At 70.7% G+C, this 9,892-nt stretch carries 10 protein-coding genes; 8 read left to right on the top strand and 2 right to left on the bottom strand.

What is annotated here, in order from left to right; all coding sequences use genetic code 11:
- A partial coding sequence (locus EIO58_RS07180) for an ATP-binding protein (RefSeq protein WP_205789172.1) occupies positions 1 to 504 on the top strand: 504 nt, incomplete at its 5' end.
- On the top strand, positions 501 to 1,550 hold the full coding sequence (locus EIO58_RS07185; protein WP_127818952.1) for a hypothetical protein: 1,050 nt from the start codon (positions 501 to 503) through the stop codon (positions 1,548 to 1,550). The genes EIO58_RS07180 and EIO58_RS07185, both read left to right, overlap by 4 nt.
- A 297-nt stretch (positions 1,551 to 1,847) precedes the next feature.
- Here the strand turns inward: EIO58_RS07185 and EIO58_RS07190 are convergent, their stop codons facing one another.
- Both EIO58_RS07190 and EIO58_RS07195 read right to left on the bottom strand, forming a co-directional pair.
- Positions 1,848 to 2,078 carry an acyl-CoA carboxylase subunit epsilon gene (locus tag EIO58_RS07190; RefSeq protein ID WP_274543198.1) on the bottom strand — a complete coding sequence of 77 codons (231 nt, stop codon included), beginning with the start codon at positions 2,076 to 2,078 and terminating at the stop codon, positions 1,848 to 1,850.
- Positions 2,075 to 3,673: an acyl-CoA carboxylase subunit beta gene (locus tag EIO58_RS07195; RefSeq protein WP_446723906.1), complete on the bottom strand. Its 1,599-nt coding sequence runs from the start codon at positions 3,671 to 3,673 to the stop codon at positions 2,075 to 2,077. The genes EIO58_RS07190 and EIO58_RS07195 overlap by 4 nt, the downstream gene beginning before the upstream one ends.
- A 161-nt stretch (positions 3,674 to 3,834) precedes the next feature.
- Between EIO58_RS07195 and EIO58_RS07200 the strand changes: the two genes are divergently transcribed.
- From EIO58_RS07200 to EIO58_RS07225, 6 genes are all read left to right on the top strand, one after another.
- Positions 3,835 to 4,632, top strand: a complete 798-nt coding sequence (locus EIO58_RS07200; RefSeq protein WP_127818954.1) for a biotin--[acetyl-CoA-carboxylase] ligase — start codon at positions 3,835 to 3,837, stop codon at positions 4,630 to 4,632.
- A gap of 178 nt (positions 4,633 to 4,810) precedes the next feature.
- A complete protein-coding gene (locus tag EIO58_RS07205; protein WP_127818955.1) occupies positions 4,811 to 5,386 on the top strand; it encodes a PH domain-containing protein in 576 nt (191 codons plus the stop codon).
- Positions 5,387 to 5,446: 60 nt separating this feature from the next.
- A complete protein-coding gene (locus EIO58_RS07210; RefSeq protein ID WP_127818956.1) occupies positions 5,447 to 6,583 on the top strand; it encodes a 5-(carboxyamino)imidazole ribonucleotide synthase in 1,137 nt (378 codons plus the stop codon).
- A 127-nt stretch (positions 6,584 to 6,710) separates the two neighbouring features.
- Positions 6,711 to 7,178 (top strand): 5-(carboxyamino)imidazole ribonucleotide mutase, encoded by a 468-nt coding sequence (gene purE, locus EIO58_RS07215; RefSeq protein WP_127818960.1) that lies wholly within the window; start codon positions 6,711 to 6,713, stop codon positions 7,176 to 7,178.
- Entirely contained in the window at positions 7,175 to 8,650 is a 1,476-nt protein-coding gene (locus tag EIO58_RS07220) for an LCP family protein (protein ID WP_127818957.1), read from the top strand. The genes purE and EIO58_RS07220 overlap by 4 nt, the downstream gene beginning before the upstream one ends.
- Positions 8,651 to 8,653: 3 nt before the next feature.
- On the top strand, positions 8,654 to 9,784 hold the full coding sequence (locus EIO58_RS07225) for a glycosyltransferase (protein WP_127818958.1): 1,131 nt from the start codon (positions 8,654 to 8,656) through the stop codon (positions 9,782 to 9,784).
- Positions 9,785 to 9,892 lie beyond the last annotated feature (108 nt).

Genomic DNA, 9,892 nt, shown 5'->3' on the forward strand with positions numbered 1-9,892 from the left:
CGCGCGACGACTCCGCGCGAGCGCACGCTCGCCGCGGCGATGGCCCGCGAGGCGCTGACGCGACTGGCCAACACCGAGCAGGACGCCCACGAGGGCACGGACGATCCGCGGGATGCCGCGGCACTCGCCGACGACATCGAGGCCGGTGCGGCCGAACTCGGCGCCGACGTCGACGTCCACCGCGAGATCGCCGCCGACAGCGCGCCGATTCCCGGCCGGGTCGTGCGCGCCCTCACGCTCGCGGCCACCCAGGCGGTGGCCAACGCCATTCAGCATGCGGGTGGCGCCGGCCTCGGAGTCGCGGTGATCGCCCGGGACGGCCGCGTGCGCGTCGAGGTGCACGATGCGGGAGAGGGGTTCGACCTCGAAGAGATCCCCGACGACCGGCTCGGCATCCGAGCGTCGATCATCGCGCGCGTCGCGGCCGTCGGCGGCACCGCCGCGCTCGAGACCGGGCAGCACGGCACGACCGTGCGGCTGACCTGGTGGGAGGCGGCCCCGTGATCAGCGTCCAAAGGGTCCTCACCGTGCTCGCGGTCGCGTTCACCGCGTATCTCGCGGCCCGGGGCCTGTGGTGGACCGAGCCCGTCGACTATCCGCTCGTCATCGTCGCGGCGCTCGCGCTGTACCTCGTCGTCACGTGGCTGTGCATCTTCTGGCGGCCCGTGCGCGACACCGCGCCCGTGGACGGGGGCGACGACCGGATGCGTCGCTCCGACCGGCTCCCCATGGTCGCCCAGGTCCTCGCTCTGAGTTGCGCCGTCATCGTTCCGACCGCCATCTCGCGGGCGGTCGGCCCGGAGGCGCGCGTCGACTCGTTCGGCACGTGGTACATCGGCGGCATCGGCGCGCTGATGGTCATCGTCTTGGTGCGCGGCCGACCGTGGACCGCATGGGCCGGCCTTGCGCTGCTCGCTGTCGCGTCGATGGCGTGGATGGGGCCCATCCCCGCGCTCCAGCTGGGCCTCGTCGGCTCGCTGGTGTGGCTCGTTGTCGCACAGCTCGTCGTGAAGCTGGTCGAGCGGGCCGCGCGCGACACCTCGCGGCTCGCGCGGCTGCAGCGTGCGGCATCCGCGTGGCAGACCTCGCAGGTGGTTCGTCAGCGTGAGCGACGTGTGCAGGTGCAGAAGGCTCTCGCTGTCGCCGGTCCGGTGCTCACCCGCACCGTGGCGCGCGGGGGCGAACTCGCCGAGGACGACCGTCTGGAGGCGCGGCTGGCTGAGGGCAAGCTTCGCGATGAGATGCGCGGACCGCGCCTGCTCGACGACGATGTGCGCACCGAGCTCGAGCGCGCGCGTCGACGGGGCGCGAACATCACGGTGCTGGACGAGGGCGGCCTCGACGACGTCGATGAAGAGATGCTCAAGGTCATCCGTGCGCATCTTGCCGAGACCCTGCGTTCGGCGAGCTCCGATCGCATCTACATCCGCACCTCGCCCGACGCCCGGGTCGCCGTGACCGTGGTCGGGCGGTCGTCGTCGGTAGGCACACCCAGCGATGAAGACGCCGTCGATCTCTGGCGCGAGATCCCCCATCCCGGCCGCGCCTGACAGCTGTGCGCGCCTGACGCGCCCGACAGTGCTCGCTCCCCGTTCAGCAGGGGGAGGGAAGCTGAGCGGGGAGCGGAATCGAAGAAGGCGAGGGGCGGCGAAGCCGCCCGCCCCTCGCCTGGCGGACGGTTACCCGAAAACCGTCCGCGTGGCCGAATCCGGGACGTCCGCAGTGCGGAAGTCGGACCAGCCGAACGCAGAAGCGTTCCAGCTGTTCCAGTATGCGGTGGCCGCAAGAACCTCGTCTGTAGGTATTTCGGGGGACAAACGGGTGCCGCGGGCGAAAGCGCCGCAGCTTCAGCCGAACCGGCCCCAGCCGAGGTCGCGCCGAAGCGGCTGACGAAGGGCACGCTGCGACAGCGCCCACGCGGTGCGCCGCGGCGCGTCTTCGACGACGGCCTCGGCCGCCTCGGTCGCGTACGCCTCGCTCACGACCGCGATGAGGGCGGCGAGCTCCTCCTCGGTCGGCATGCCGCGGAGGACGTCGATCGTGACGGCCTCGCGCGAGGCGTCTTCTGCACTGCTCACAGCGGGATGTTCCCGTGCTTCTTGGGCGGCAGCGTCGCGCGCTTGCCCCGCAGCGCCCGCAGCGCCTTCGCGATCGAGACGCGCGTCTGGGACGGCTCGATGATGCCGTCGAGCTCGCCGCGCTCGGCGGCGAGGAACGGGGATGCCACGTTGTACGTGTACTCGTTCGCCAGGCGCGTGCGCACCGCCGCGACATCCTCACCGGCGTCCTCGGCCCGCTTGATCTCGCCGCGGTAGAGGATGTTGACCGCGCCCTGACCTCCCATGACGGCGATCTCGGCGGTCGGCCAGGCGAGGTTGATGTCGGCGCCCAGCTGCTTCGACCCCATCACGATGTACGCGCCGCCGTACGCCTTGCGCAGGATCACGGTGACAAGCGGCACGGTGGCCTCGGCGTACGCGTAGAGGAGCTTGGCGCCGCGGCGGATGACGCCCGTCCACTCCTGATCGGTGCCCGGCAGGTAGCCGGGGACGTCCACGAGCGTCACGATCGGGATCGAGAACGCGTCGCAGAACCGCACGAAGCGGCTCGCCTTCTCGCCGGCCTCGATGTTCAGCGTGCCTGCCATCTGCGACGGCTGGTTCGCGATGATGCCGACCGAGCGTCCCTCGACGCGGCCGAAGCCGATCACGATGTTCGGGGCGAAAAGCGGCTGCACCTCGAGGAAGTCCTCCGCGTCGACGATGCCGCGGATCACCTCATGGATGTCGTACGGCTGGTTGGGCGAGTCGGGGATGACCGCGTTCAGCGCGCGATCGGCATCCGTCGTCTCGAATTCGAACCCGGTCTCGTAGACCGGCAGCTCGGCCATGTTGTTGTCGGGCAGGAACCCGAGCATGGTGCGCACGTAGTCGATCGCGTCGTCCTCGTCTTCTGCGAGGTAGTGCGCGACGCCCGAGCGGGTGTTGTGCGTGTGCGCGCCGCCGAGCTCCTCCATGCCCACGTCCTCGCCGGTCACCGTCTTGATGACGTCGGGGCCGGTGACGAACATCTGGCTCGTCTTGTCGACCATCACGACGAAGTCGGTGAGCGCGGGGGAGTACACCGCGCCGCCTGCGGCGGGGCCCATGATGATCGAGATCTGCGGGATCACGCCGGATGCGGCGGTGTTGAGGCGGAAGATCTCGCCGTACTTGCCGAGGGCGACCACGCCCTCCTGGATGCGCGCGCCACCCGAATCGAGCATTCCCACGATGGGGATGCCGCTGCGCAGGGCGAACTCCATGACCTTGATGATCTTCTCGCCGGCGACCTCGCCGAGCGACCCGCCGAAAGTCGAGAAGTCCTGGGCGTACACCGCGACGGTGCGGCCGTGGATCGTGCCCACGCCTGTGACCACCGAGTCGCCGTAGGGACGGGAGCGGTCCATGCCGAACGCGGTGGTGCGGTGACGCACGTATTCGTCGAGCTCCACGAAGCTGCCCGGGTCGACCAGGAGCTCGATGCGCTCGCGCGCGGTGCCCTTGCCCTTCGCGTGCTGCTTCTCCTGGGCGACCGCCTCGGCGTCGAGGACGGCCTCCTGGTAGCGGGCGCGGAGGTCGGCGATCTTGCCCGCGGTCGTCGACAGGTCGGGGAGCTCTGACGGCTGAGTCACGGATTCCACCCTATCGGCGGGGTCGCGGCATCCGTTGGAGGGTTCGCACAAGCAGTCCCGGCATCCGCTGTCGGTTCTCGGTCCGTGAACCGCGTCCCGATTGCTGCGCCTGTCGAAGGGGACCGATGCCGCGCCGTGCGGTCGCGAGTAGCGTGAGGTCCATGACGATCGCACAGGAGGGATACCCGCTGACCGCCGCCGTGAGCCCGCGTGTGCAGGTCGTCGACACGACCGACTCGACGAACGCCGATGTCGTCCGGCACGTGGTGGAGGCGCCGGACGAGTGGCCGCACCTCGCGCTGCTGCTGACGACCGATCAGCGGGCCGGGCGCGGACGGCTCGATCGCTCGTGGGTCACGCCGCCGGGCACCGCGCTCGCCGTGTCGGTGGTGGTGCGCGTGCCCGATCTTCCCGTCGCGTCGCGCGGATGGATCTCACTGCTGGCTGGAGCCGCGATGACGCGCGCGGTCCGCGCGCAGCTCGCGGGTACCGCCCATTTCGCGTCGCTCAAGTGGCCGAACGACGTGCTCCTCGACGCCGGGAAGGTGTGCGGCATCCTCGCGGAGGTCGTACCGGGGCACCCCGATGCCGTCGTCGTCGGCTCGGGGGTCAACACGCGCATGGCGCGCACCGATCTCCCCGTCGAGACGGCGACGTCGTTCGAGGCAGTGGGGCTGGTGTGCGACGAGGACCGGCTGCTCGCCGACTACCTCACGGCACTCGACGAACAGCTGTCGGCGCTGAGGGCGGCCGGCGGCGACGCCCTGGCGGCGGGCGTCTCGACCGCTGTCGAAAGCGTGTGCAGCACGCTCGGCAGCGACGTGGCGGTCTCGCTGCCCGACGGCGAGACGCTCCGCGGCCGCGCCCAGCGGATCGACCTCGATGGCCGGCTCGTCGTCGAGCAGGACTCCGAGTACGAGAGCATCGTCTCCGCCGGAGACGTCGTCCACGTCCGCTAAGAATCGAACGCTCCCGAGCAACGCGCAGCCCCGCGGCAGCTCGCTGGTTCAGGGCGTTTCGTCTCGCATGATCGCGGTTGCCGAGCCCGTCGGACGACGCGCGACGACCGGCATACCGACATGACGCAAAGCGGCGGGTGCCCGTGGCGATGTCGGCGCCGCACCGCACAATAGAGGTATGACGCAGCCGACGAGCTATGGCGGCAGGCCGCTGACGCCCGCTCCCGGCGCGCCTACGCCCGAACTGCTCGTGGCGCGGTTCCGCGGTCACGCGCGCCGCCTCACGTGGTCGGCGATCGTGCTGATCGCCGTCGCCGGCGTGTGCGGCTACCTCTACGGCAACCTGCCGGCGCCGTTCGAGAACTGGATGCTGCTGGCCGCCGCTGCGGGCGTCGTGCTGCTGCTCGTGCTGCTGCCCTTCGTCGCGTGGTGGGGGCACGTCTACACGATCACGACCCGCCGCGTGCTCGAACGCCGAGGACTCTTCGGCGTCAGGCACCGCGAGCTGATGCACGTGCGCGGCTACCGGCTGCAGGTGCGCCGAGGCATCCTGCCGCGCATGTGGGGCGCGGGCACGATCACACTGTCGAACGGCGTCGACGAGCCCCTCCGCCTCGCGAACATCCCGAGCGTCGAACTCGTGCACGAGGCGCTGGTCGACCAGGTCGAGGTGAACCAGATCCTCGCCCACCGCGATGCCCAGCCGCTGCCTCCCGGCCCGCCGCCGGTACCCCCTGCTCCACCCACGCAGTGACGGGTCCACCCCGCGCGCGCGTGTGCGCGATGATGGGAGGACAGTCCTGAAGGGAGCGGCATGGCGCTGCGAGTCGGAGTCGTCGGTGGCGGGCAGCTGGCCCGGATGATGATCGCGCCGGCGGTCGAGCTCGGGGTCGAGCTTCGTGTGCTCGCCGAGCAGGAGGGGATGTCGGCATCCCTTGCCGCCACCGCCGTCGGCGACTACCGCGACGCCGGCACGGTGCTCGCGTTCGCGCGCGACGTCGACGTGCTCACCTTCGACCACGAGCACGTGCCCCAGGACGTCCTCGCCGCGCTCGTCGACGCGGGGGTCGCCGTGCGACCCGGTCCCGGCGCGCTGAGGTTCGCGCAGGACAAACTGCTCACGCGCGCCCGCCTGAAGGAGCTCGGGATGCCGCAGCCCGACTGGGCCGCCGTCTCGAACCCCGACGAGCTGCAGGCGTTCATCGACGACCACGGGGGCCGCGCTGTCGTGAAGACGCCGCGCGGCGGCTATGACGGCAAAGGCGTGCGCGTCGTCTCGGCAGGCACCGAGGCGGAGGACTGGTTCGCTGCGCTCGCCGAGGACGCCCACGGCGGTGCGCTGCTGGCGGAGGAGCTCGTCGACTTCTCGCGCGAACTCGCGCAGCAGGTCGCGCGACGCCCGTCCGGAGCGGTGCGCGCGTACCCCGTCGTCGAGACCGTGCAGCGCGGCGGTGTGTGCGCAGAGGTCATCGCCCCGGCGCCGCACGCGGGTGAGCGGCTGCAGCGCGTGGCGTCCACGATCGGCGTGGGCATCGCCGAGGGACTCGGGGTCACCGGCATGCTCGCCGTCGAGCTGTTCGAGACCACCGACGAGCGGCTGCTGGTCAACGAACTCGCAATGCGGCCGCACAACAGCGGCCACTGGAGCCAGGACGGTGCGGTCACGAGCCAGTTCGAGCAGCACCTCCGTGCGGTCCTCGACCTGCCGCTCGGCGATGTCGATCCTGTCGCGGAGTGGTCGGTGATGGTCAACATCCTCGGCGGTCCTGCGGAGGACTCGCTCGACGCGCGGTTCGCCGCCGCGATGACCGAGCATCCCGCGGCGAAGGTTCACACCTACGGCAAGGCACCGCGGCCGGGCCGCAAGGTCGGGCACGTGAACGTCGCCGGGGACGACCTGGATGAAGTGGCCTACCGGGCGCGGGCCGCGGCATCCTTCTTCGTCGACTGAGCTTGTCGAAGCGACCGCGCCGTTGCGGGGTTCTTCCAGCCTTGACCCCTAGCCTTGACGGGTGACTGTGTCCACTGCGAGCTCTGGGCCGCTGCACTCCTCCCACACGCCGCTGGTCGGAGTCGTCATGGGTTCCGACTCGGACTGGCGGGTCATGAGCGACGCCTCCCAGGCCCTCACCGACTTCGGCATTGCCCACGAGGTCGAGGTGGTCTCGGCGCACCGCACCCCCGACAAGCTGATGCGCTACGGCCGTGAGGCCCGCTCGCGCGGCCTCCGGGCGATCATCGCAGGTGCCGGCGGCGCGGCGCACCTGCCCGGAATGCTGGCGTCCGTCACGGCCCTTCCCGTCATCGGCGTGCCCGTGCAGCTGGCGACGCTCGACGGTATGGACTCCCTGCTGAGCATCGTGCAGATGCCTGCGGGCATCCCCGTCGCGACGGTCTCGATCAACGGCGCGAAGAACGCCGGACTCCTCGCCGCACGCATCCTCGGCGCCGCCGACCCCGCGATCGCCGAACGGGTCGAGGCGTACGCGCGCGACCTCGAGGGTCAGGTCGAGGAGAAGAACCGGCGGCTCAAGGAGTCGCTGTGAGCGTCATGAGCCCGCCGCGCGCAGGCGGCCGCCCCGCGCCATCGCGCGTCGTCGAGGAACGGCCGATGCGCAATCCGGATGCCTCGTCCCGGGCTGTCATGACCAAGCGCGGGTGGTGGCTCGTCGCGCTGAACTTCCTCATGCCGGGGTCCGCCCAGGTGCTCGCGGGCAACCGGCGGCTCGGTCGTTTCGGAATCGCGACGACGCTGCTGTTGTGGTTGCTCCTCATCGTGGCGCTGCTGTTCGCACTGCTCGCTCCCACGGCGGGTCTGAGCATCATCACGGGTGCATGGCTGCCCGACTTCCTCGCACTGCTGCGACCGCTGCCGCTGCTGATCGCACAGGGCCTGTTCATCGCGTACGGCGTGCTGTGGGTGGTGCTCACGATCGACACCCTGCGCCTCGTGCGGCTTGTGAAAGCCGCCACGTGGTCGCGGTTCGGGATCCTCCTGCTCGCCGTCCTGCTCACGGTGGTTTCGACAGGCAGCGCGGTCTATGCCTCGAACGTCGCGGGGTCCGTGCGCAGCACGCTCGGCGCCATCTTCCAGGCGACCGGGCCGGTGGTGCCCCCGTCCGAGGGGTACTACAACATCCTCCTGCTCGGAGCCGACAGCGGCGAAGGCCGCGATTCGATGCGGTTCGACAGCATCTCGGTGGTGTCGGTCAATGCCGAGACGGGAGCGACCACGATCACCGGCATCCCACGTGACATGCCGAACTTCCCGTTCGCGCCAGGGCCCATGCAGGACGAGTACCCGAACGGGCACGAGAGCCACGGCGACCCTACATGTGGCTGGGGAAGCGGCATCAACCAGCTGCGCACCGAGGTCGAGGTGTGCCAGGACGGGAACGCGCTGTATCCGGATGCCGTTGCGAACGGCTCGGAGCCCGCGATCGAGGCGACGAAGGACGCCGCCGAGGGAATCCTCGGGATCGAGATCCCGTACTACGTCTTCATCGACATGAACGGGTTCGCGGCCCTCATCGACGCGCTCGGCGGCGTCGAGATCACCGTGGAGCAGCGCCTGCCCAAGGGCGGCGGACCGGCGTACGACGGCCAGCCCGCCGACGAGTGGGCCATCGGCTGGATCGAGCCGGGCACGCAGCGCATGGACGGCGACACCGCGCAGTGGTACGCGCGATCGCGCTACACCACGAATGACTTCGACCGCATGAAGCGCCAGCGGCAGCTGCAGGAGGCGATCCTCGCGCAGTTCACGCCGCAGGTCGTGCTGACGCGGTTCCAGGAGATCGCGGCAGCCGGCACCGCCCTCGTGAAGACCGACCTGCCGCAGTCGCTCATCCCCGCCCTCGCCGACCTCGCCGTGAAGGCCAAGGAGGAGCCGGTCAGCACGATCGAGCTGACCCCCGAGGGCGGCATCGACGAGTACGACCCGGACTACGCCTACATCCAGGAGCTCATCCAGACGACGCTGCACCCGCCGACGCCGACCGGCACCCCGGAGGGCTGACGCGTGGTCGCGACGTTGCGCGTGATGCTCGATCAGCTCGTCATTCCGGTCGAGCGGGAGCTTGCGGAGGCCTCACGCGAGCTCGCGCGGGCTCTGGTGATCGGCGCTCCGGGCGGATGCGAGGTCGAGGCTGTTGCGCCCGCGGGCAGCGATGATGCGGCCCTGGCCTCGGTTGCGGGTCTCGCCCGGGTGCGGCGCACGGCGCTGCAGCGGCGGGAGCTCGCAGCCGCGCTGCAGCTCGGCGTCGGCACCGGAATCGGTGGGGGGATGATCCATTCCCCGACCCTGTTCGCGCCCCTTGTTCGGCACGACCGGATCCACAACCACGATCAGACGGTCGTCACCGTGTGGGATCTGCGCCCCTGGGAATCGCCGGCGGAGCTGCCGCGCTCCGTCGTCCTGTGGCACAAGGCCATGCTGAAGCGCGCGGTGAGGTACGCCGACGCCGTCGTGGTTCCGACGCACTCGCTCGCCGTGCGGGTGGTCGAGATCGCGCCGGCGCTCGGCGACCGGGTGAGGGTGATCGCCGGTGCCTCGCCGCTCGGATTCTCGGTTCCCTCGGACGAGGTCGGACGGCGACGTTCGCTCGATCTGCCCGAGGGCTTCGTGCTGCTCGCGGGCGGACCGCTGGCCTCGGAGGGATTGGATGCCGGATTCGGGGCGGTCGCGGCATCCGGAATCGATCTTCCCGTCGTGGTGATCGACGTCGAGGAGGGCCACGAGCCTGCGGTCGTCGACCTCGCGTCGGCGGCGGGCGTGCCCGAGCGGCGGATGCACGTGCGCGGAACACTCGATGCGGCGGATCGTGCGGCGGTGTTCGGCGGCGCAGTGGCCTTCGTGGCGCCGTCGCGGCGTGCGGCGTTCCCGTGGCGGGTGGTGGATGCGTTGACTCTGGGGGTGCCTGTCGTCGCGGCGGCTTCTGCCGTGCATGAGGAGGTCGTGCACGACGGGGGAGTGCTTGTGCCGGGCCGGGATATGGCGGACGTCGTGGACGGGATGGGTGAGGCGCTGGCGTCGGCCCTGTCGTCGACGACGGCCGCGGAGCGGCTGGGCGTGCTGGCGGGAGACCGGGGCCGGGCGTTCTCATGGAGCGAGGCGGCCGACAAGGTCTGGGTGCTCCACGCCGAGCTGTAGAGGTTGGTCCGAAGGTCGAACCAATCTCAGGCGCGTCGGCGAGGCGCCTGTCGTCGGACTCCAGGCTGCGTCACACTGTTCTCGTGGCTGCAGGTGAGCAGGGGGGTC

Source organism: Microbacterium sp. CPCC 204701, assembly GCF_004010105.1.
In the GTDB taxonomy this organism is placed as follows: domain Bacteria; phylum Actinomycetota; class Actinomycetes; order Actinomycetales; family Microbacteriaceae; genus Microbacterium.

What these genes read in the sequence shown, in the direction of transcription:
- EIO58_RS07205 (WP_127818955.1), top strand. Translation starts at nt 4,811, where the DNA reads ATGACGCAGCCGACGAGCTATGGCGGCAGGCCGCTGACGCCCGCTCCC.
- EIO58_RS07210 (WP_127818956.1), top strand. Translation starts at nt 5,447, where the DNA reads ATGGCGCTGCGAGTCGGAGTCGTCGGTGGCGGGCAGCTGGCCCGGATG.
- purE (WP_127818960.1), top strand. Translation starts at nt 6,711, where the DNA reads ATGGGTTCCGACTCGGACTGGCGGGTCATGAGCGACGCCTCCCAGGCC.
- EIO58_RS07200 (WP_127818954.1), top strand. Translation starts at nt 3,835, where the DNA reads ATGACGATCGCACAGGAGGGATACCCGCTGACCGCCGCCGTGAGCCCG.